Origin of the sequence: Aeromonas sp. QDB63 (genome assembly GCF_027707425.1) — a bacterium.
Classification (GTDB): Bacteria; Pseudomonadota; Gammaproteobacteria; order Enterobacterales; family Aeromonadaceae; genus Aeromonas; species Aeromonas caviae.
Genome location: NZ_JAPCIS010000007.1, coordinates 112,296 through 134,297, shown reverse-complemented (window position 1 = coordinate 134,297; position 22,002 = coordinate 112,296). Strand labels below are relative to the sequence as shown.

The window sequence follows — 22,002 nt, the reverse complement described above, 5'->3', positions numbered from 1 at the left end:
AGACCCAGCCGTCCTTGGCTCCACGCCTCGCCGATGCCAGGCCACACGCCGGCCCAGGCCACCCACGCCAACTACAGCTCCGCTGGAACACAGGAACCCAACATGAGATTTGAATCGTTCGATTTTGCCCCCGAGATTTTGCGCGCCATCTCAGATTGCGGTTATCAGGAGATGACCCCTGTGCAGAGCCAGGCCATCCCGGCCATTCGCCGTGGTCGCGATGTGCTGGCCAGTGCCCAGACCGGCACCGGCAAGACAGCCGCCTTTGCGTTGCCCATCCTGCAACGCCTGGTAGACAACCCGGCGCCGGTGCAGCCTTCCAATGCCCGCGTGCTGATCCTGACCCCGACCCGCGAGCTGGCAGCCCAGGTGGCGAGCAATATCAACGATTTCGCCAAGTATCTTGATATCACTACCCTCACCATCGTGGGTGGCGGCAAACAGGATGTGCAGGCCAAGAAGCTCAAAGCGGGCGCACACATCATAGTGGCCACCCCTGGCCGTCTGCTCGAGCACCTCACCGCCTGCAACCTGAGCCTCTCCGGGGTCGAGACTCTGGTGCTGGACGAGGCGGATCGCATCCTCGACATGGGCTTTAGCGCCGATGTGCAGCAGATCCTGCAGGCGGTCAACAAGACCCGCCAGAACCTGCTCTTCTCCGCCACCTTCTCCGAGGCGGTGAAAAAGCTGGCCAACCTCATGCTGGATAAACCCCAGGTGGTGGCCGTCGACAAGCAGAACTCTACTGCCGACACCGTGAGCCACACCGTCTATCCGGTGGAACAGAAGCGCAAGCGCGAGCTGCTCTCCGAGCTTATCGGCAAGCAGAACTGGCAGCAGGTGCTGGTGTTTGCCAGCACCCGCGAGAGCTGCGATGAACTGGTGGAGGAGCTCAACCTCGACGGCATCAAGTCTGCCGTGGTGCACGGTGACAAGGCCCAGGGGAGCCGTCGCCGCGCCTTGCGTGAATTCACCGAAGGCAAGCTGCGGGTGCTGGTGGCCACCGAGGTGGCCGCCCGCGGCCTGGACATTCCGAGCCTGGAATACGTGGTCAACTATGATCTGCCGTTCCTCGCGGAAGATTACGTGCACCGTATCGGCCGAACCGGTCGCGCTGGCAAGAGCGGCATGGCCATCTCCTTCGTCAGTCGCGAGGAGGAGCGCACCCTGCTGGAGATCGAGGCCCTCATCGGCCAGAAGATCCGCCGCATCATGGTGCCGGGTTACGAGGTGAGCAGCCGTGACGACCTCATCAAGCAGTTGCAGGAGCGCCGCCGCTTCGGCAAGCGCCCGCAGCGTGAAGACAATGCCGCCGCCCAGGCCATGGCCGAGGCGAAACTGCAAGGCCAGCGTCTCAAGCGTCTGGCGGCGGCCAAGAAGCCCCGTCAGCCGAAATAAGGCAACGTCGCACCCTCCTGGTCGGGGAGGGGCGTTTACTCTCCAAAGGCGCCACTGGCGCCTTTGTGCTGTCGATGACGCGGCCCCTTGGCCGCCCCGTTTCAGAGGATCCGAGATGACCCTTCCTGCTTACAATCAGGCCCTGCTCGAGATGGCCCGCCAGAGCCTGGCGGAGCTGGAGCGCACCGCCGCCCAGAAGACGGGCAAACGCACCCCCGCCCAGGAGAGCCACTTTCTCTGTACCTGGATGGCGGATTCTCTCAAGGAGAAACGCTTCTCCCGGCTGGTGATGGAGGATCTCAAGGCCTGGGTGCAACTGGGGCGGACGCTGGGGGCGGGGGCCGATCTCAAGGGGCTGCTTGAGCGGGTGCAGCGCCAGTATGAGCGTGCCATGCATGAGCCAGTACAGCTGGGGGCGCGCCTGGCCGATCTGCTTTTGGCGCTGGAGGGGGCGGGCTGGCTGGTGTTCACCGACAGCGAACTGAACACCCGGCAGCGGCTGCTGAGCCAGGGGCAATCCAGCCTGATCATCTCGGCCAGCGAGTATCAGGGCCATATCGAGGGAGGTGAGCTGGTCAAGCCCCTCACCCTCTATGTGCGCGGGGACGAGCAGGTACTGGCCGAGGCGGCATTTGCCCGGGGCCTGCTGCTGAGCCAGGGCAACAAGAAAACCACCCTGGTCAAGCACCACAAGGCCTATCGGCTGATGCCGGGCAACGTGCAGCCGGCCCTGGCGCTGCTGGCCTCCTGATCCCGCCTTCTCATCCCGTCACCCGGCCCTGCGCCGGGTTTTTTTATGGCAAATACGCCCCACGGGGTTGCCTGCACGCCCGGGGCCGGGCGGGCAATCTTTGTCGCAGCCAAGGGGCTCCCCCTCTGATGGGGGGCGTCCCCCATATGGAGGGATGGTGGGGTGGTGCTTCTGCTCTAGGGTGGATGGGCCCCAAAGAGGGCCTTAAAGGAAGCAGACCGCCTGACAAGGCGACACTCAATGAATGAGGAAACATGATGAAAGCGACTCCAATTGCTCTGTTGCTGGCCGGCGTGCTGGCGTCCCCGCTCTGCGCCGCCGGACTCGATGCCCGGCTCACCCTGGCGGAGGGCAGCACAGACGATGTGCGCGTCAACCTGACCCTGACCAACACCGGGGAGAAGCCGGTTCGTCTGCTCAAATGGCAACTGCCTGGCAGCGAGGATGCTCCCCTGTTCCAGGTGGAGCGTGACGGCCAGCCGGTGGATTACGAAGGGGCCCTGATCAAGCGGGCCGCACCGAGTGACAAGGACTACCAACTGCTCAAGGCAGGCCAGAGCCTGACAGTGCAGGCGGAGGTCTCCGGTCTCTACGACATGAGTGCCCAGGGCCAGTACAGCATCCGTTACCTGCTGCCGACCGGGAAAGCGGCCAAGGCCAAACAGGCCCAGGCGAGCGAGTCCAATGCCGTGACCCTCTGGGTGGACGGGGTGAGCGACGATCGGGTGCTGGCCAAGGCGGCGGTGGCCGAGCCCCAGGCGGTGAGCGCCTCGGTCAGCTTCAGCGGCCGTTGCACCAACACCCAGAAGAGCGACATCCTGGCGGCGCTCGATGCCGCGAGTGGCATCGCCAACAACTCCAGCAGCTACCTCGCGGTGGACAAGCCGAATGGGCAGCGCTACCGCAGCTGGTTTGGCGCCTATGACGCCACCCGCTGGAACCAGGCCGAGACCAACTTCAGCAAGATCAAGGATGCCATCGACAACAAGCCGCTCACCTTCGACTGCGGTTGCAAGCAGAGTTACTTTGCCTATGTCTATCCGGACCAGCCCTACAAGGTCTATCTGTGCAAGAGCTTCTGGACTGCGCCGGTCACCGGGACCGATTCCCGCGCCGGCACCATTGTCCACGAGCTGAGCCACTTCAACGTGGTGGCGGGCACCGACGATCTGGGATACGGTCAGGCCAATGCGCGCAATCTGGCGAGCACGGATCCCCAGAAGGCCCTGAACAATGCCGACAACCACGAATATTTCGCCGAGAATACTCCGAGCGAAAATTGAGTTGCAAACAGGGGCCGGATGGCCCCTTTTTTGACGGAGGCACCATGATGACACTCTTGCTCACCACCCTGGCACTGGCGCCCTTGCAGTGCGAGCTGTCGGTCAGCGCTGAGAGCGGGGTGAACGAACCCCTGCCCCTGGTGATGACCCTGACCAACCGGGGGGAGACGCCCCTCGAGGTATTGACCTGGTTCACCCCCTTCGAGGGGTGGTTTGCCGATGCCATCGACCTGACCCGCGATGGGCAGCCGCTGGACTATCGAGGGCCGCTTGCCAAGCGAGGTACCCCCGGGGACGGCGACTTCCTGCACCTGGGGGCGGGGGAGCAGAGCCAGGCCGATGCGGACCTGGCGCAGGCCTACGATCTGTCCCAACCGGGCCGCTACCGGCTCAGCTATCGTGCCCAGCCCCTGACGCTGACCAAGGGCGTGGCGCCCAGCTGCCCCGCCGTCGACTTTACCCGGGTGGCCCCCTAGGCGATCTGCGGCTTGCCCTTGGTATCCAGCAGCCCGACGGCGCGGGGGGCCCCCGCCAGACCGCGTGACGATTGGCTTTCCCGCCAGCAGCATTGCACCAGCGTGATCACATGGTCATCCAGGGTATCGTCTTTATCCGGGTGGCACAGGGGATGGGCCACCGAGTGGGTCGATAGCAAAATGATGAACATGAGGGGCGGTCCAGCCATGCCATGCACCGGGCCGACTCGTTTACACCGTCAAGGAGGAGACATGGCACTGGAACAACTGAAACGGGAGCTGGAGCACTTTGGCGAGCAGAATGACGGCGCGCAACACTCCCGTGGCAGCAAGATGCTCAACATTACCCGCGACACCGGCGAACTGCTGGCGGTGCTGGTGCAGACGAGGGGGGCGCAGGCTGTGCTGGAGATCGGTACCTCCAACGGTTACTCCACCCTCTGGCTGGCTGAGGCAGTGAAACGGCTGGGGGGCCGGGTCACCACCATCGAGCTGGACGAGGGCAAACGGACCATGGCGGCGACCAACTTTGAGCGGGCCGGGCTTACTCCCTGGATTGAGCAGTTGGCGGGGGAGGCCGGCAGCCTGTTGCCCTGCCTGCCGACGGCGGGCTATCAGCTCATCTTCCTCGACTCCGAGCGCCGCCACTACCAGGCCTGGTGGCCCGAGATCCAGCGCCTGCTTGCCCCTCGTGGCCTGCTGGTGGTGGACAATGCCATCTCCCATGAAGACGAGATGAGGGAGTGGATGGCACAGGTGCGGCGTGACCCCGATTTCCTGACTTCCCTGGTGCCGGTGGGCAAGGGGGAGTTTCTGGTGGTGCGGTGCTAGAGCGCAGCACCAAAGCCAGGCATAAAAAAACAGCCCCGCACGAGCGGGGCTGTTTGCATGACAGCGTGGTTGCGACGGCAGATCACACGGCCAGGTAGTCCATGATCCCTTCGGCCGCCTTGCGACCCTCATAGATGGCGGTCACCACCAGATCAGAGCCGCGCACCGCGTCACCACCGGCGAACACCTTGGGGTTGCTGGTCTGGAAGGCGTACTCGGCCTTCTCGGGCGCCTTGATGCGATCCCGGCCGTCGAGCTCGACGCCGTGCTCTGCCATCCAGGGCTGGGGGTTGGGCTGGAAGCCGAACGCCATCACCACCGCATCGGCGGGCAGCACCTGCTCGGAGCCTTCAATGACCACAGGATTGCGGCGGCCATTGGCATCGGGGGCGCCGAGCTCGGTGCTCACCACCTTGATGCCGCAGGTGCGGCCGTGGGCGTCCAGCTCCACGCCGATGGGCTGGAGGTTGAACATAAATTCCACCCCTTCCTCCTGGGCGTTTTTCACCTCCCGCTTGGAGCCTGGCATGTTCTCGGCATCCCGGCGGTAGGCGCAGATCACCCGATCGGCCCCCTGGCGGATGGCGGTGCGCACGCAGTCCATGGCGGTGTCGCCGCCCCCCAGCACCACAACCTGCTTGCCGGCGAAGTCGATGTAGTCGGCTTGCGCCTTCTCAAAGCCCAGCAAGCGATTGGCGTTGGAGATGAGGTAGGGCAGGGCGTCATAGACCCCCGGCGCCTCTTCGTTGGCAAAGCCGCCCTTCATGTACTTGTAGGTGCCGACCCCGAGGAAGACCGCATCGAACTCGCCGAGCAGGTCGGCGAAGGTGACGTCACGGCCCACTTCGGTCTCGAGGCGAAACTCCACCCCCATCCCCTCGAAGATCTCGCGGCGGCGTTGCATCACCTCTTTCTCCAGCTTGAAGGAGGGGATACCGAAAGTGAGCAGGCCGCCGATCTCCGGGTACTTGTCGAACACCACAGGGGTGACGCCATTGCGTGCCAGCACGTCGGCACAGGCAAGGCCCGCGGGGCCCGCGCCAATGACGGCGACCCGCTTGCCTGTCTTGACCACCTTGGAGAGGTCCGGGCGCCAGCCCATCTCGAACGCCTTGTCGGTGATGTATTTTTCGATGTTGCCGATGGTCACGGCGCCGAATCTGTCGTTGAGGGTGCAAGCACCCTCACACAGTCTGTCTTGCGGGCAAACGCGGCCACATACCTCCGGCAGGCTGTTGGTCTGGTGGGAGAGTTCCACCGCCTCCAGAATGCGTCCCTCGTTGGCCAGCTTCAGCCAGTTGGGGATGTAGTTGTGTACCGGGCACTTCCACTCGCAATAGGGGTTGCCGCAGTCGAGGCAGCGATCCGCCTGCATGCCGACCTGGGCCTGGTTGAAGGGCTCGTAGATCTCCACGAACTGGATCTTGCGGATCTTGAGCGGCTTCTTGGGCGGGTCGACCCGCTGGACATCGATAAACTGGAATACGTTCTGGCTCATAGGGTTCCCTCCTTATTGCGCCTGGATTCTGAGTTCTGCACTGGAACGGCTGGTGTGGCCAAGCAGCGATTTGACGTCACTGGACTTGGGTTTGATCAGCCTGAACTTGGGCACATAGGAGTCGAAGTTGGCCAGGATCTCCTCGGCACGCGAGCTGCCTGTCTCGTTGAGGTGCGCCGTGATGATACCGCGCAGGTGCTCCTGGTGGATGGCCAGATCCGCCACCTCCAGCAGTTCGACCAGCTCGGGGTTGGTGCGCTTGGCAAAGTTGCCGCACTCGTCGAGCACGTAGGCGAAACCGCCTGTCATGCCCGCCGCGAAGTTGACACCGGTCTTGCCGAGCACGGTGACGATGCCGCCTGTCATGTATTCACAGCCGTTGTCGCCAATCCCCTCGACCACCGCCAAGGCCCCTGAGTTGCGCACCGCGAACCGCTCGCCGGCGGTCCCTGCGGCATAGAGCTTGCCGCCGGTGGCGCCATAGAGGCAGGTGTTGCCGATGATGGCCGCCTCGTGGGATTTGAACGCCACGCCGACGTGGGGTTTGATCACCAGCTTGCCGCCGGTCATCCCCTTGCCCACGTAGTCGTTGGCATCCCCGGTGAGGATCATCTCAAGGCCACCGGCGTTCCAGACGCCGAAGCTCTGGCCGGCGGTGCCGTTGAAGTGCACCTTGACCGGATCGGCCGCCATGCCCTGGTTGCCGTGGCGCTTGACGATTTCGCCGGACAGACGCGCACCCACGGAGCGGTCGGTGTTGCGGATGTCGTAGCGGAACTCGCCGCCACTCATGTTTTCCACCGCGTCCAGCAGGTCTTCCACCATCTTGAGGTTCAAGGGCCCCTTGTCGAAGGTGGGGTTGTGCTGCTGGCTGAACAGACTGGAGCCTGCCGGTGCAACCGGGGCCGCCAGGATGCCGGACAAGTCCAGCTTGGCCTGACGGGCGGTGAGGCCGGGCAGGGCTTCCAGCAGGTCGGTACGACCGATGAGGTCGGTGAGCTGGGTGACGCCCAGCTCGGCCATCAGCTCGCGCGTCTCCTCGGCGATGAACTTGAAGTAGTTCATCACCATTTCCGGCAGGCCAGTGAAGTGTTCGCGGCGCAGCTTCTCATCCTGGGTGGCGACGCCGGTGGCGCAGTTGTTCAGGTGGCAGATACGCAGGTATTTGCAACCGAGTGCCACCATGGGGCCGGTACCGAAGCCAAAGCTCTCGGCGCCGAGGATGGCCGCCTTGATGATGTCGAGACCGGTCTTGAGACCGCCATCCACCTGCAGGCGCACCTTGTGGCGCAGGCCGTTGGCCACCAGCGCCTGTTGGGTTTCGGCCAGGCCCAGCTCCCAGGGGGAGCCGGCGTATTTGACCGAGGTGAGCGGGCTCGCGCCGGTGCCGCCGTCGTAGCCGGAGACGGTAATGAAGTCCGCATAGGCCTTGGCCACGCCACAGGCGATGGTGCCGACGCCAGGTTCGGACACCAGTTTCACCGACACCAGGCAGTTCGGGTTGATCTGCTTGATGTCGAAGATGAGCTGGGCCAGATCCTCGATGGAGTAGATGTCGTGGTGGGGCGGCGGGGAGATCAGGGTCACGCCGGGCACGGAGTAGCGCAGCTGGGCGATTTGCGCGGTGACCTTGTCTCCGGGCAGCTGGCCACCTTCACCGGGCTTGGCACCCTGGGCGACTTTTATCTGCACCACGTCCGCGTTCATCAGGTAGTGCGGGGTGACGCCAAAGCGACCGGAAGCCACCTGCTTGATGCGAGAGTTCTTCTCGGTACCAAAACGCTTGGGATCCTCGCCGCCTTCGCCGGAGTTGCTCTGACCGCCGAGGCGGTTCATGGCGATGGCCAGGGCCTCGTGGGCTTCCGGGCCGAGGGCGCCGATGGACATGGCCGCGGAGTCGAAGCGGGGGAACAGCCTGGCGGCTGGCTCCACCTGATCCAGCGCAACCGGGGTGGTGCCCTGTTTGAGCGACAGCAGATCGCGCAGGGTGGCGACCGGGCGCTCGTTCACCAGACGGGCATACTCCTTGTAATCGGCGTAGTTGCCGGAGCGCACCGCCACTTGCAGGGTCTGCACCACGTCCGGGTTGTAGGTGTGGTACTCGCCACCGTGGACGAATTTCAAGAGGCCGCCCTGGGTCAGCGGCTTGCGGCCGAGCCAGGCCAGACGGGACAGATTGATCTGATCCTGCTGGATGTCGGCAAAGTCGGCACCCTGGATGCGGCTCGATACGCCGCGGAAGCAGAGTTCGACAACAGCCTTGGAGAGGCCCACCGCCTCAAACAGCTGGGAGCAGCGGTAGCTTGCCACCGTGCTGATGCCCATCTTGGACATCACCTTGTAGAGGCCCTTGTTGATGCCGTTGCGGTAGTTGAGCATGGCCTGGCGCAGGCTCATCTTGAGCACGCCCTCTTCTACCTGCTTGGCGAGGGTCTCGTAGGCGAGATAGGGGTAGATGGCGGTGGCGCCAAAGCCCAGTAGCACGGCGAAGTGGTGCGGGTCGCGCACGCTCGCGGTCTCCACCAGGATATTGGCGTCGCAGCGCAGGTTGTTGTCCACCAGGGTACGCTGCACCGCACCCACCGCCATGGCGGCCGGGATGGGCAGGGTATCCGGGCTGATGTCCCGGTCTGACAATACCAGCAGCACCGCGCCGCTGCGGGCCGCTTCAGCTGCCTCGTGGCAGAGGCGCTCGAGGGCGGCTTGCAGCCCCTCTTCGGGCAGGTAGTTGAGGCTCAGCACCGCATGGCGGTAGTGCTCCCCTTCCAGGACCAGCAACTGATGGAAGTCGGAGTAGAGCAGGATCGGCGACTGGAACAGCACCCGGTGGGCGTGACCGAAGGTCTCGTTGAACACGTTCTGTTCGCGGCCGATACAGGTGGCCAGGGACATGACGTGATTTTCCCGCAGGGGATCGATGGGCGGGTTGGTCACCTGGGCGAACATCTGGCGGAAGTAGTCGTACAGGGTACGCTGGCTGGAGGAGAGCACCGCCATCGGGGTGTCATCCCCCATGGAGCCCACTGCCTCCTGGCCATTCTCGCCGAGCACGCGGATCACCTGATCCAGCTCTTCAAAGGAGTAGCCGAACAGCTTCTGGTAAGTCTTGAGCCGGTCATCCGGGAATTCGCGCGACCCCGTGCTGGCATCGTCCATCTGCTCGAAGGGCACCAGGCGCTTGCAGTGCTTGTCCATCCACTGCTTGTAGGTGTGACGGCTCTTGAGATCGTCATCAATTTCGAAGCTGGTCCAGATCTTGCCGTTGCTGGTATCGACCACGAACAGCTCCCCCGGGCCGACACGGCCCTTCTCCAGCACTTCGTCCGGGGTGTAGTCCCAGGTGCCCACTTCGGAGGCCAGCGTGATGAACTTGTCCTTGGTGATGACGTAACGTGCCGGACGCAGGCCGTTTCTATCGAGCGCGCAGGTGGCGTAGCGACCGTCGGTCATGACGATGCCGGCCGGGCCGTCCCAGGGCTCCATGTGCATGGAGTTGAAGTCGTAGAAGGCGCGCAGGTCGTCATCCATGTTCGGGTGCTTCTGCCACGCAGGCGGGATCAAGAGACGCATGGCACGGAACAGGTCCATGCCGCCGGCCAGGAAGAGATCCAGCATGTTGTCGAGGCTGGAGGAGTCCGACCCCGTGGTGTTGACGAAGGGGGCGGCCTCTTGCAGATCCGGGATCAGCGGGGTGGCGAACTTGTAGCTGCGCGCCTTGGCCCACTGGCGGTTGCCGGCAATGGTGTTGATCTCGCCGTTGTGGGCGAGGTAGCGGAACGGCTGCGCCAGCGGCCAGCGCGGGCTGGTGTTGGTGGAGAAACGCTGGTGGAACACGCAGATGGCGGCCTGCATGCGGATGTCGGCCAGATCCAGATAGAAGCGCGGTAAATCCACCGGCATGCACAGTCCTTTATAGACGGTGACCAGGTTGGAAAGGCTGACCACATAGAAGTAGTCGTCGCTGATGCGCTTCTCGATGCGGCGGCGCACGATATAGAGGCGGCGCTCGAGATCCTTGTCGACCCAGCCCGGGGGCGCGTTGACAAAGACCTGTTCAATGCTGGGCAGGGAGGCCTTGGCGATGGAGCCGAGTACGTTGGTATCGATAGGCACCTTGCGCCAACCGACCAGACTCAGGGTCTCCTTTTCCAGCTCTTCGTCGATGATGTCGCGAGTGGCTTGCGCCAAGACGGGATCGGGGTTGAGGAACAGCATGCCGACCGCGTAGTTGCGGCCCAGGTGCCATCCCTTCTCTTCGGCGACAGCTCTAAAGAAGCTGTCGGGTTTTTGCAGCAACAGGCCGCAGCCGTCGCCGGTCTTGCCATCAGCGGAGATACCGCCGCGGTGCTGCATGCGAGCCAAGGCTGACATCGCGAGACGGACAAGCTTGTGGCTGGCTTCCCCTTCCATGTGGGCCAACAGGCCGAAGCCACAGTTATCCCTCTCCAGCTTTGGATCATATAGTGACATTGCATTTCTCCCTTGCTCGGCCTTCCATCGCACTGTCATCAACAGACTGCATAAATTGCGATTGGCTCTTGTGGTTCCGTCCGCCTGAGGTGGCGAATCTCCAAACTAATGGGATTTTCGGGCAAGGTCAATTGGACATCCCGCTTGTTTGCAATGTTACATCACCATAACAAAATGTGGGTTTTTGAGACTCAATCAGCATTTTTGTGTATATATGACTGATTTTTATTTATTTGTTGGATTTATATTCTGGTTATGGACGATTTAGTGGTTGACTGCATGGTGGCGGGAAACTGTAGTAATTTTACAAAGTCATCTCTGGTGTGCTTGGCGGGGATCACATTTCAGGATCCTGCGTCTTGCATTTGTCCATAAGCAGACTAAACAGGATTTTTTCAGTAGTTACAGCTGGTTATGGGCGAGAGGTTATGACACTTTTCTCCAGGTGGCAGGAGTGAAAGGTTGTCAAAAGTGACCGTGAATGCTGACTGTTGGGTATTTATCGCATCTAACGTGAATATTTATATGATTTTTGGGTAGAGAGCGGGATTGATCCAGCGCAGCCTGCCCGCCGGGCTGCGTCGCTAGAATGACACCTCATTTCGGAGGTGTCATGCAGTTACACGAACTCATCAATACATTTGGCCAGGATCTCAAGCAGCGCCACGGCCAGAAGATCCACAAGCTCTCCATCCACGGGGCCTTTACCTGCCCCAACCGGGACGGCACCCTGGGGCGGGGTGGCTGCACTTTCTGCAATGTCTCCTCCTTTGCCGACGAGTCGGCCCAGCAACTCTCCGTGGTGCAGCAACTGCTGGCACGCCGGGACGAGGTGACCCGAGCCAGGCGCTATCTGGCCTACTTTCAGGCCTATACCAGCACCTATGCCGAAGTGGAGTACCTTCAGCGCATGTATGAAGAAGCCTTGTCGGTGAGCGACATGGTGGGGCTCTGCGTCGGAACTCGCCCTGATTGTGTACCCGATGCGGTGCTGGATCTGCTGGCAGGTTATCAGGCCCGCGGCTACGAGGTGTGGCTGGAGCTCGGGCTGCAGAGCGCCAACGACAAGACGTTGCAACGCATCAATCGGGGCCACGGCTATGCCGCCTATGTTGACGCTGTAACCAGAGCCCATCTGCGGGGCATCAAGGTGTGTGCCCACCTCATCGTGGGCCTGCCCGGCGAGGTGCCGATGGACAGCCTGGAAACCCTCCACCGTGTCGTGGAGACCGGCGTCGAGGGGATAAAGCTTCACCCACTGCATGTGGTGGAGGGGAGCACTCTTGGCAAGGCGTGGCAGGCGGGACGGCTGGATGTGTTGACGATGGAGCAGTATGTGGCGGCGGCGGTCGCCATGATCCAGTACACGCCTCCCGAGGTGGTCTATCACAGGGTCTCGGCGTCGGCGCGCCGCCCGACACTGCTGGCCCCCGCCTGGTGCGAGAATCGCTGGAGCGCCATGACCGCCATTGCCGCGGAGCTGGCACGCTCAGGCCCTCAGGGGCACTGCCTGGGACGCCCTTTTTCTCTCCCTTCCACGGGCGAGTACTAACTCTAATTTCGTCAAAAAAACAGTGGGTTATTAGATGAAATTCAGTCTTTGGAGTATAGTTTCGTTCAAGTCACCTTGATAAGATGGTCGGCTTGAAAAAAGATATAGTTATCAATAACTCTTTGCAGTTTGTATACCGGGCGGTGTCTCTTCGAACCGGGTGGCATATTTCTTGGCAACATCAGGTGCTTGGTATGTCCCCTCCGTTTCCGGCATGAAAATCTGTAAGGGAGGCGAGACATGCAGTGTCCCGGCTCTGTGCGCTAATCGGGTTGTGGGTCTGGGTGGCGAGGTCTGTTCTGTTTTTCCGGATCGCCGCCGGGCTTTTGGATATTCGGCCCCGAGACAACCTTCTGAATCATGTTTGATGGGATGCTATGCAAGCAGAAACCAGCCATATAGATGAACTGTTGGAGTGCCTGGTCTTTTTGACCCGCTTTTACGGGGTGCCCAACAGTCAGGATGCTCTCACCACCGGCTTGCCACTGGTCTCCGGGCGTCTCAGCACGGCGCTCTTCAGTCGTGCCGCCGAGCGGGGCGGTCTCTCTGCCCGCGAAGTGATCCAGCCCCTTGAACAGATCTCCTCCCTGCTGCTGCCCTGCGTCTTGCAGACGCGCAATGGCGGCGCCTGCATCTTGCTTGAATGGAATGAAGAACGGACCCAGGCGAGGGTCATCTTTCCCCAGGCCGGAGACGCGGCCCAATGGGTCAGTCTTGCCCAGCTGGGTGACGAGTACAATGGTCGTCTGTTCTACGTCAAGCGGCAGTTCAAGTTTGATGAGCGCTCGCCCAAAGTGCTGGAGACCCGTGATGGTCACTGGTTCTGGAGCACCTTGTTCGAGTCCCGCGGTATCTATCGGGATGTGCTGGTGGCCTCGATCCTCATCAACCTGTTTGCTATCGCCAGCCCCCTGTTCACCATGAACGTCTATGACAAGATTGTGCCCAACCTGGCATTCGACTCCCTCTGGGTGCTGGCGGTTGGAGCCATGGTGGTGTTCACCTTCGACTTCGTGATGCGCCAGCTGCGCAGCTACTTCATCGATATTGCAGGCAAGAAATCCGACGTGCTGTTGTCGGCCAAAATCTTTGCCAAGGTGATGGGCATGAAGATGGAGTCCAGGCCTGCGTCGACCGGTGCCTTTGCCAAGCACTTGCAGGAGTTTGAATCGGTGCGCGAGTTTTTCACGTCGGCCACCGTCTCCACCCTGATCGATCTGCCGTTTGCCATCTTCTTCCTCTTCATCATCTGGATTTTCGCCGGTGTCATGGTGGTGGTGCCCATCATCGCCATCCTGATCCTGGTGGCCTACAGCTTCTACATTCAGGCACCGCTGAAGCAATCCATCGAGGAGGGCTCCCGGCTCGCCTCCCAGAAGAACGCCAATCTGATCGAAAGCATCTCGGGCCTTGAGACCGTGAAGATTTTCGGGGCCGAGAGCATGTTCCAGCACCGCTGGGAGCAGGCGGTGTCCCACATCTCGACCTGGGGCGTGCAGACCCGGCGCATCACCAACTCCATGTCTTCTCTGGCGAGCTACATCCAGCAGGTGGTGACAGTGGGACTGGTGATCGTCGGTGTTTACCAGATCTCGGAAGGGTTGGTGACCATGGGGGGCATGATAGCGGCCGTGATGCTGTCGAGCCGGGCCATCGCCCCCATGGTGCAGCTCTCGGTACTCTCCACCCGCTACAACCAGGCCAAGTCGGCGCTCGAGATCCTGGAGAAGATCATGATGACGCCGGGTGAGCAGGAGGAGGGCAGGCAGTACATCCACCATCCGGTCATCCAGGGGCGCATCGAGTTTGAAAATGTCTCCTTCAAGTATCCGGGCATGGAGAGCAGTACCCTGCACAACATCAACCTGCGCATCGAGCCGGGTGAGAAGGTGGCCATCATCGGGCGGATCGGTGCGGGTAAAACCACGCTGGAGAAATTGCTGATGGGCCTCTATCGCCCGACTGACGGCCTGGTGCGTCTGGATGGCTTTGAGCTGGACCAACTGCCGCCGACCATCATTCGCCGCAACATCGGCTGTGTGCCGCAAGATGTGACCCTCTTCTTTGGTTCAGTGCGGGACAACATCATGCTGGGCAATCCCCTGGTGGACGATGCCCGTGTCTTGCGCGCCGCCAAGCGGGCCGGGGTCACCAACTTTACCAACCGGGATCCCAACGGTCTCGACAGACAGATAGGCGAAGGGGGACGTCAGCTCTCCGGTGGCCAGCGCCAGTCCATCCTGCTGGCTCGCGCCCTGCTCAACGATCCCCCCATTCTGGTGATGGACGAGCCGACCTCCAACATGGACAACCAGTCAGAGATGCACGTGAAGCAGGAGCTGGCGCGGCTCGGCCCCGAAACCACCCTTATCCTCATCACCCACAAGACCTCCATGCTGGATGTCGCTTCCCGGGTCATCGTCGTGGAGCAGGGGAAGATAGTGGCGGATGGTCCCAAAGAGGTGGTGTTGCAGCAATTGAAGGAAGGCAAGGTGCGGGTGCAGGAGACGGCGAATGGCTGACCACTGGTTCAAGAAAACGCCCTCAGATACGGTCTTGCCGGCTCCCGAACATCTCGAGTACGTGGATGACGGCGCCGCCGCCGTGCTGCTGACGACACCCACCCGTGCCAGAGTCCTGCTCTGGGCCTGTTTCCTGTTTTTTGTCAGCGCCATCGTCTGGGCGGCCTGGGCCGAGCTGGATGAAGTGACCGTCGGCCAGGGCAAGGTGATACCGTCGCGCCAGTTGCAGGTGATCCAGAACCTGGAAGGGGGGATCGTCAAGGAGATTTTCGTCAAGGAGGGGGACATCGTCGAGAAGGGACAGCCACTGCTGCGCATCGACGATACCCGCTTCAAGTCGGATTTTCGCGAACGGGAACAGGAGCTGGTCACCCTCAAGGGGGATATCGCCCGCCTGCGCGCCGAAATTCGCAGCGTGGTGGTCAAGAACGAGCCCAATCTGGGGTGGCGTGAACAGGTAGCCATCGACAAACAGGCCATCGAGTTCCCCGAAGGGTACGAGAATGTGTTTGCCGAATATGCCGCCCGTGAAAGGTCGGTGCAGGAGGCGCGGTTAAACAACCTCAAGAACCAGCTTTACATTCTGGGACAGCAGATCGAGCAGAAAGAGCAGGAGACCATAGAGCTCAATGCCAAGATCCGGACCGTCGGTCGCAGCGTTGATCTGGCTCGTCAGGAACTGAACATCAGCCGTCCTCTCGCAAAAGAGGGTATAGTTCCTCAAGTGGAGCTAATTAAACTGGAGCGGCAGGTCAACGAAATGCAAGGGGAGCTGGAGGCGAACCGCCTGCTGGTGCCCAAGCTCAACTCGGTACTGCGGGAGACCATCTCGAAGCGAAATGATATCGCCCTGAAATTCCGGGCGGACTCCCAGACCGAGCTGAACGAACGTCAAGGCAAGTTGAGCCAGTTGTCAGAGGGCCAGGTCGGCCTGAGGGACAGAGTCGATCGTACCAGTGTGATCGCGCCTCTCAAGGGGACCATCAAGAAGCTCAAGATTAATACGCTGGGTGGGGTCGTTCAGCCGGGCATGGACCTGATGGAGATAGTGCCGCTGGAAGATACCCTGCTGGTTGAAGCCAAGGTGTCGCCAAAGGACATCGCGTTCCTCAGACCCGGACTGGAGGCCGTGGTCAAGATAACTGCCTATGATTTCACTATTTATGGAGGTTTACATGGCAAGGTTGAACAGATAAGTGCCGACTCAATCCAGGATGAGGAGGGTAATTCCTTCTATCTGGTGCGAGTACGAACTGAGAAGAGTTATCTGGGCGATGAGCTTAACGCACTTCCCATCATCCCCGGTATGTTAGCCAGTGCAGATATTATTACTGGTAAAAAAAGTGTCCTAGACTACTTGCTGAAACCCATCTTGAGGGCTAAGCAGTCGGCACTGAGAGAACGATAAGCCAACAATCTAAAAACAACATGACTGGAGATACCATGAAGAAGACGATTGTTGCCATGCTGGTTAGTGGCACCATACTGTTCCCGGGCCTGAGCCAGGCACAGACGCTGGAACAGTCAGTGGCGCAGTCACTGGCTACCCATCCGAAAATCAAGGAAGCTTTTGATCTCTATCAGGCACGACTGTATCAGCATGATGGAGCCAAGGGCGGCTATTACCCCACCATTGATCTGCGTGGTGGCGTCGGTTACGAGAAGACTGACAGTCCCTCGACTCGTGCCGCAGGTCCCAATTCACAGACGATCGATGACTCCATGACGCGCAAGGAGGCCGGGATCAGCCTTCGCCAGATGCTGTTTGACGGCTTTGATGTCAGCAGCAACGTGGCACGGACCGATGCCGCCGCCCAGGCCCAGCGCCTGGCGATGATCTCCGAGGCGGAGAACACGGCCCTGCGCGTGGCCGAGGTCTACCTCAACATGCTGCGTCAGCAGGAGATCCTGGAGCTGTCCAAGCAGAACCTTGAAACCCACGAACAGATCCGCAGTGACATCCAGAAACGGACCGACTCCGGTCTGGGGTCGACCGCTGACCAGACCCAGATCGACGGTCGTGTGGCTCGGGCGTACTCCAACCAGGCGGCGGCGGAGAACAACTATCGGGATGCCGAGAGCGAGTTCATCCGTGTCGTCAATGAAGTGCCCAAGGATCTCGTTCAGCCAGTACCGAACACCCAACTCCTGCCCGCAACGCTGGAAGATGCGCTGAAGACGGCAACAGAGGTTCACCCGACCCTGCTGTCATCCCTGCAGGACATCGAAGAGGCGAAGTATCAGCATGAAGGCTCCAAGTCCGGGTTCTACCCGAACGTAGCCTTTGAAGTGGATCAGAACTGGAACGAGGACATCGATGCGGTCAAAGGCCGTAACGACGATCTCACCGCCATGGTCCGGATGCGTTACAACCTGTTCCGCGGTGGGTCCGATCTGGCAGAAAGCAAGGCAACCTCAGCCCTCTATTCCCAGGCCAAAGACATTCACATGAATGCCTTCCGTCAGGTGGAAGAGGGGACCCGCCTCGCCTGGAACGCCAAAGAGTCGCTGGCCAAGCAAAAAGTCTTCCTCAAAGAGCACGTGGACGCCAGCTATGACACCGTACAGGCCTACAAGAAGCAATTCGGCCTGGGCCAACGGACCTTGCTGGACGTGCTGAACACGGAGAACGAACTGTTCGAGGCTCGCCGCAGCTACATCACGGCCGAGTACGACTCCCTGTTGGCAGATTATCGTATCCTCAATGCCACCGGTGGTCTGCTCAATGCCCTGAATGTGCAGCAACCGGCTGAATGGCAGGCCAACAACAACTGATGGCCCTGCCACTGATGTCATATCAGGCAAGGGGAATGGCTGCAGCGTGCTGCAGTCATTCTTTTATGCGTCCGGTGGTCAGGGGATGATGGCGGCGTCATGACACAGAAAGAGGTGGCATCGACAGGCTGCAGCCGACGTGATGGGTATCGAGCTGTCGCAGGTGCACGTGCGCCCTGGCGGGTTCGCCTGCTGTGGCTGGCCCTGCTGGCGATCCCCCTGCTGCTCAGCGCCAGCCAGCCTCTCTCACCGGAGGATATGAAACTGGTCAAGCGCGCGGAGGAGACCTATGGCCCCAGGGCCGGCAAACGGGTCACCAGCTGGCGCACTTTGGCAATGCAGAACAAGGCGGCGGGGCTGACGGATCGGCAGAAGCTGGAGAAGGTGAACCAGTTCTTCAACCAGATGCGTTTCATCGATGACATCAAGTTGTGGCACAAGAAGGATTATTGGGCGACACCGCTGGAATTTCTGGGCGCAGCGGGGGGAGATTGTGAAGACTTCAGCATTTCCAAGTATTTTACCTTGCTGGAACTTGGCATCCCTGATGAAAAAATGCGAATGGTATATGTCAAGGCATTGGATTATAACCAGTTTCATATGGTCGTTGCCTACTATGAGACGCCTGCGGCAGTACCCCTGATTCTGGACAATCTTGTCGGCTCAATTCGCCCGGCGACCCAACGGGCGGATTTGTTGCCAATTTACAGTTTTAACGGTAGTCACTTGTGGCTGATGAAGGCGCGTGGTCAAGGGGAACTGGCCGGGCAATCATCCCGCTTGGGATTATGGACAGACTTACGCAATCGCATGACATCGGGGCGATTGGCTCGGCCTGCGGTCAATTTGGATGATTAACCTATGACGCTCTACAGACAACTATTGGCAACCATGCTGCTGCTGTTCGGATTGCTGTTTGCCGCCACCTATTGGGTGCAATTCAATTCGACCCGCAACTACCTGGCGCAGCAGCAGGAGACCACCGTCATCAATACGTCCACCGCACTGGGTCTGGCGCTGACCCCCTATCTGGAGAACGGCGACAAGGTCAGTGCCGAATCCGTGATCAAGGCGGTGTTCGACGGGGGTTACTACAAGCTGGTCCGTCTCGATCTGCTGGCCTCCAAGGATGTCATCGAGCTGGAGAACAGCAGCCATATCGAAGGGGTCCCACAGTGGTTCATTGGGCTGGATCTGTTCCCTGAAGTGGCCAATGAATCGATTTTGACGTCGGGTTGGCTGCAACTGGGCAAGCTGAAGGTCGTCGGCCACCCTGGACAAGCCTACTACGAGCTTTGGAAAGGAATGAGCGAACTGGCCACCTGGTTCCTGGTCGGCTTTCTCGTCACCACTCTCTTGCTGATGCGGGCGCTCAATTATCTGCTCAAACCGCTCAAGCTGATTTGCGATCAGGCGGTTGAAATCGAGCTGCACCATTTCGGCCACGCCATTCCCGAGCCCAAGACCCGCGAGCTGCGGCAAGTGGTACAGGCCATCAATACCCTTTCCAGCAAGCTTGCCGTGCAGTTCAAAGAGCAGGCCGACGAGGCCGAGAACCTGCGAGCCCGCGTCTATGTGGATGCCGTCTCCGGGCTTGGCAACCGCTCTTACTTCGTCGGGCAGGTCAATGCCTGGATTGCGGAGGCCGGGCAGGGCGGGGTCATGCTGGTGGCCGTCGACATGCTGGACGATCTCTATCGGGAAGAGGGCTTTGCTGCAAGGGACAACATGGTCAAGTCCATTGCACAGGTGCTCAGGGAACTGCTGGATGGCTGGGATGGCGCGGCACTGGCCCGGATCTCGGCGACGGAGTATGCCTTGCTCTGCCCCACCGATGATCTCTCTCAGCTCAAGGAGCTGGCGGAGCTCATCAACAGCCGTGTCGCCGATCTGGTTGTCAATCCCATGGGGGAAAGCGGTGCGCTGTCCGTCGTCGGCATCGCCGGCCGTGATGGCAATGACGATCTCTCGGCCCTGCTGACGAAGGCGGATAACGCCCTTGGCAAAGCGCGCAATGAGCGGCGCGGTGCCGTCGTGATGGAAGGCGGCAATGAGCAGGGACTGATGGGACGCCTTGCCTGGCGAGACCTGGTGCAGGATGCCATTGCCAGACATCTCTGGCGCTTCAAGGCACAGCCTGCGTGCCGCTTCGATGATGGTACCCGCCTGCATGCCGAGTTGTTCGCGGCCATCTCGCGAGATGGAACGGATTACTTCGCAGGGCAGTTCTTGCCTGCGATCGAGCAGTTCAAGATGGGGGCCGAGTTTGACAAGGCGGTGCTAGAAGCCTGCGTCACCTTGTTCAAGCAGCAACCGGAATTGGTGTTGGCAGTCAATATCACGGCGGGTTCTCTCTGTTCGGATGAGTTCCTGACATGGCTCAGAGGCTATCTGTCGCTGAACGTGGAGCTGAAGGAGCGACTGCTGTTCGAGATCCCGGAAGCGGCCATCATGAAACACAAAGAGTATGTGACTCATCTGGTTGAGCTGTTGCGAGAGCACGGCTTCTTGTGGGGGGTCGATCACTATGGCCGGCACTTCCAGTCCCTCGGCTATCTGGAAGAGCTGGCCCCCGCTTATGTCAAGGTGGACCACGGGTATACCAGCCAGGTCATGGAACCAGGCGCCGATACCTCCTTCCTGGCGGCTGTCTGTCGGGCTGCCCACAACGCGGGTGTCACGACCATCGCCACCCGGGTGGAAGATAAACGGCAGGTTGAATTGTTGTCCAGTTTGCATATCGATGGTTATCAGGGGTTCGTTCACCCAGCATTTCCACTGGCATAAGCGGTACAACTCGATAGAAAGGGGCCCATTAAGGGCCCTTTTTTATATCTGTTTAGAATATGTACATCATTTTTACGCGACATATAGGTAATATCACTAAAACTCGCGCTGTTACTTAATTGATTTTTATATGTAAAAAATATTCGTTCGATTCGCTGCATCGGATGAAGTCAAAGAGACTCAACCCTGTACATTTTTGCAACGGAAGCAGGACGGGGGCGTATCTAGAGTGTAGGCATCAAGATCTGTCACCCTGGAGCAATGGATATGCGCACCCAAATCATCGACAAAACCGTGGTCGTCTCTTCCGTAGAAGGCAACGTTCAGATCCTGCTTGCCGATGGCAGCAGTCGCCCTCTCCAGCCTGGCGAGATACTGCAGCCTGGCGCCAGACTCAATATCGCTGATGATGCCAAATTGATGCTGGCGCCCTACGATGACAAACCTGCAGAGGGCAATGGTGTCCCGGCAGGGACAGAGATGCCTCCAGAGGGGCAATCTTCCTCATCGGTTGCCAATCATCAGCAAGGCTCGCCTGAAGTGTCGCCAGAAATTGCGGCGTTGCAACAATCCATCCTGCAAGGGATTGACCCGACCAAGAACTTCGAAGCCTCTGCTGCCGGTGGGGCACCTGCCGCCGGTGGTGGTGGCGGTATCGGCGGGGTCGCTGGGGCCAGTGGCAATGGTGGTTTTGTTGTCATAGACCGCATCGGAGATGCGACCATAGCCGAGGCCGGATTCGATACCGGCTATGACACGTTGATCGATCAGAATGTGCTGCAGGAAGACGATCTTCTGTCCGAGAATCAGCTCGATGATCAGGATGAGTCTGCTGTTACCCAGGAAGATCAGGCCATCAGTGGCAATGTGCTCGACAACAGCAACAATCCGGATGGTCCCCTTGATACGTCTGTCATTTCCTATAGCTGGGGCAGCAATCAGGGAATTGCTGCCGGCGTTGAGAGCACGCTGGATGGGATTGGTACGCTGATCATCAATGCCGACGGCTCCTATACCTTTACCCCCGCGCTGAACTACACAGGCCCTGTACCTGCGGTCAATTACACCGTAACGGATGGGGATGATACCAACGACTCCACTCTGACCATCACCATCACCCCTGTAGATGAGCCTGTCTCGCTGAATGGATTGCAGGTCGAGGGTGGTGAGCTTGTCCTTGATGAAGCCGCATTGCCGGATGGCTCAGCCCCCGATGGCGCCGCCTTGACCAAGAGCAGTACCTTTACATTCAATGCGGCAGATGGAGTACAAAGCCTGACGCTGGGAGGTGTGACGCTGATCAGCAATGGCCAGGTCTTGACCACCTTCCCCCAGGGGATCCCCAGTCCTTTGGGAAATCAACTGCTGGTGACCGGCGTCAGCTACAACCCGGTGACAGGGGTTGGCAGCGTGACCTACAGCTACACCCTGAACGATAACGAAACACATAACAAACCTGCAAATGATGGGGCTCTGACGGAGAGCTTCAACGTTGTGTTGACGGACTTCGATGGCGACACGACCAGTGCAGGGCTGGATGTCGTGGTGCTGGATGACGTGCCGACGGCGGTGAACGACGTCAACCCGACGGTGGCGAGCGAGAACAACCTGGTCCTCAATGGCAACGTCATCACCAACGACGTGCAGGGGGCGGATGGC

General features: G+C 60.2%; 15 protein-coding genes. 12 read left to right on the top strand and 3 right to left on the bottom strand.

Features of this window, described 5'->3' with window-relative positions:
- Nucleotides 1-102 precede the first annotated feature (102 nt).
- The 4 genes from PG879_RS07395 (at nt 103) to PG879_RS07380 (ending at nt 3,908) form a co-directional block, all read left to right on the top strand.
- The gene (locus PG879_RS07395; protein ID WP_010675179.1) at nt 103-1,398 is read left to right on the top strand and encodes a DEAD/DEAH box helicase; all 1,296 of its coding nucleotides are present in this window, start codon (nt 103-105) and stop codon (nt 1,396-1,398) included.
- 115 nt (nt 1,399-1,513) lie between these two features.
- Entirely contained in the window at nt 1,514-2,149 is a 636-nt protein-coding gene (locus tag PG879_RS07390) for a DUF2913 family protein (RefSeq protein ID WP_210557283.1), read from the top strand.
- A 254-nt stretch (nt 2,150-2,403) separates the two neighbouring features.
- Nucleotides 2,404-3,432 carry a M35 family metallo-endopeptidase gene (locus PG879_RS07385; RefSeq protein ID WP_210557281.1) on the top strand — a complete coding sequence of 343 codons (1,029 nt, stop codon included), beginning with the start codon at nt 2,404-2,406 and terminating at the stop codon, nt 3,430-3,432.
- A gap of 44 nt (nt 3,433-3,476) precedes the next feature.
- Nucleotides 3,477-3,908, top strand: a complete 432-nt coding sequence (locus PG879_RS07380; protein WP_029314737.1) for a hypothetical protein — start codon at nt 3,477-3,479, stop codon at nt 3,906-3,908.
- On the opposite strand, the gene PG879_RS07375 is transcribed toward PG879_RS07380, so the two are convergent.
- Nucleotides 3,905-4,099 carry a hypothetical protein gene (locus PG879_RS07375; RefSeq protein ID WP_210557325.1) on the bottom strand — a complete coding sequence of 65 codons (195 nt, stop codon included), beginning with the start codon at nt 4,097-4,099 and terminating at the stop codon, nt 3,905-3,907. The two genes, PG879_RS07380 and PG879_RS07375, sit on opposite strands and share 4 nt — an antisense overlap.
- Before the next feature lie 61 nt (nt 4,100-4,160).
- Here PG879_RS07375 and PG879_RS07370 point away from each other — a divergent pair, with 61 nt between their 5' ends.
- Entirely contained in the window at nt 4,161-4,739 is a 579-nt protein-coding gene (locus PG879_RS07370; protein ID WP_210557279.1) for an O-methyltransferase, read from the top strand.
- Between the two features lie 82 nt (nt 4,740-4,821).
- Here the strand turns inward: PG879_RS07370 and PG879_RS07365 are convergent, their stop codons facing one another.
- Both PG879_RS07365 and gltB read right to left on the bottom strand, forming a co-directional pair.
- Nucleotides 4,822-6,237 (bottom strand): FAD-dependent oxidoreductase, encoded by a 1,416-nt coding sequence (locus PG879_RS07365; protein WP_042014661.1) that lies wholly within the window; start codon nt 6,235-6,237, stop codon nt 4,822-4,824.
- A 12-nt stretch (nt 6,238-6,249) separates the two neighbouring features.
- A complete protein-coding gene (gene gltB / locus PG879_RS07360) occupies nt 6,250-10,707 on the bottom strand; it encodes a glutamate synthase large subunit (RefSeq protein WP_270829974.1) in 4,458 nt (1,485 codons plus the stop codon).
- Nucleotides 10,708-11,320: 613 nt separating this feature from the next.
- Between gltB and PG879_RS07355 the strand changes: the two genes are divergently transcribed.
- The 7 genes from PG879_RS07355 to PG879_RS07325 form a co-directional block, all read left to right on the top strand.
- Nucleotides 11,321-12,259, top strand: a complete 939-nt coding sequence (locus tag PG879_RS07355) for a TIGR01212 family radical SAM protein (protein ID WP_270829973.1) — start codon at nt 11,321-11,323, stop codon at nt 12,257-12,259.
- Nucleotides 12,260-12,636: 377 nt separating this feature from the next.
- Nucleotides 12,637-14,781, top strand: a complete 2,145-nt coding sequence (locus tag PG879_RS07350; protein ID WP_039040368.1) for a type I secretion system permease/ATPase — start codon at nt 12,637-12,639, stop codon at nt 14,779-14,781.
- Nucleotides 14,774-16,189 (top strand): HlyD family type I secretion periplasmic adaptor subunit, encoded by a 1,416-nt coding sequence (locus tag PG879_RS07345; RefSeq protein WP_102948558.1) that lies wholly within the window; start codon nt 14,774-14,776, stop codon nt 16,187-16,189. The genes PG879_RS07350 and PG879_RS07345 overlap by 8 nt, the downstream gene beginning before the upstream one ends.
- Before the next feature lie 35 nt (nt 16,190-16,224).
- Nucleotides 16,225-17,556 (top strand): TolC family outer membrane protein, encoded by a 1,332-nt coding sequence (locus tag PG879_RS07340; protein WP_010675164.1) that lies wholly within the window; start codon nt 16,225-16,227, stop codon nt 17,554-17,556.
- A 99-nt stretch (nt 17,557-17,655) separates the two neighbouring features.
- The gene (locus PG879_RS07335) at nt 17,656-18,414 is read left to right on the top strand and encodes a transglutaminase-like cysteine peptidase (RefSeq protein WP_223952717.1); all 759 of its coding nucleotides are present in this window, start codon (nt 17,656-17,658) and stop codon (nt 18,412-18,414) included.
- Nucleotides 18,415-18,417: 3 nt separating this feature from the next.
- Nucleotides 18,418-20,343: an EAL domain-containing protein gene (locus PG879_RS07330; RefSeq protein WP_270829972.1), complete on the top strand. Its 1,926-nt coding sequence runs from the start codon at nt 18,418-18,420 to the stop codon at nt 20,341-20,343.
- A gap of 267 nt (nt 20,344-20,610) precedes the next feature.
- Nucleotides 20,611-22,002: retention module-containing protein (locus PG879_RS07325; RefSeq protein WP_270829971.1), on the top strand; the 1,392-nt coding region annotated here is incomplete at its 3' end.

Bases quoted from the DNA above. Each gene is read 5' to 3' on its own strand.
- PG879_RS07395 (WP_010675179.1), top strand. From the start codon at position 103: ATGAGATTTGAATCGTTCGATTTTGCCCCCGAGATTTTGCGCGCCATC.
- PG879_RS07390 (WP_210557283.1), top strand. From the start codon at position 1,514: ATGACCCTTCCTGCTTACAATCAGGCCCTGCTCGAGATGGCCCGCCAG.
- PG879_RS07385 (WP_210557281.1), top strand. From the start codon at position 2,404: ATGATGAAAGCGACTCCAATTGCTCTGTTGCTGGCCGGCGTGCTGGCG.
- PG879_RS07380 (WP_029314737.1), top strand. From the start codon at position 3,477: ATGATGACACTCTTGCTCACCACCCTGGCACTGGCGCCCTTGCAGTGC.
- PG879_RS07375 (WP_210557325.1), bottom strand. From the start codon at position 4,099: ATGTTCATCATTTTGCTATCGACCCACTCGGTGGCCCATCCCCTGTGC.
- PG879_RS07370 (WP_210557279.1), top strand. From the start codon at position 4,161: ATGGCACTGGAACAACTGAAACGGGAGCTGGAGCACTTTGGCGAGCAG.
- PG879_RS07365 (WP_042014661.1), bottom strand. From the start codon at position 6,237: ATGAGCCAGAACGTATTCCAGTTTATCGATGTCCAGCGGGTCGACCCG.
- gltB (WP_270829974.1), bottom strand. From the start codon at position 10,707: ATGTCACTATATGATCCAAAGCTGGAGAGGGATAACTGTGGCTTCGGC.
- PG879_RS07355 (WP_270829973.1), top strand. From the start codon at position 11,321: ATGCAGTTACACGAACTCATCAATACATTTGGCCAGGATCTCAAGCAG.
- PG879_RS07350 (WP_039040368.1), top strand. From the start codon at position 12,637: ATGCAAGCAGAAACCAGCCATATAGATGAACTGTTGGAGTGCCTGGTC.
- PG879_RS07345 (WP_102948558.1), top strand. From the start codon at position 14,774: ATGGCTGACCACTGGTTCAAGAAAACGCCCTCAGATACGGTCTTGCCG.
- PG879_RS07340 (WP_010675164.1), top strand. From the start codon at position 16,225: ATGAAGAAGACGATTGTTGCCATGCTGGTTAGTGGCACCATACTGTTC.
- PG879_RS07335 (WP_223952717.1), top strand. From the start codon at position 17,656: ATGACACAGAAAGAGGTGGCATCGACAGGCTGCAGCCGACGTGATGGG.
- PG879_RS07330 (WP_270829972.1), top strand. From the start codon at position 18,418: ATGACGCTCTACAGACAACTATTGGCAACCATGCTGCTGCTGTTCGGA.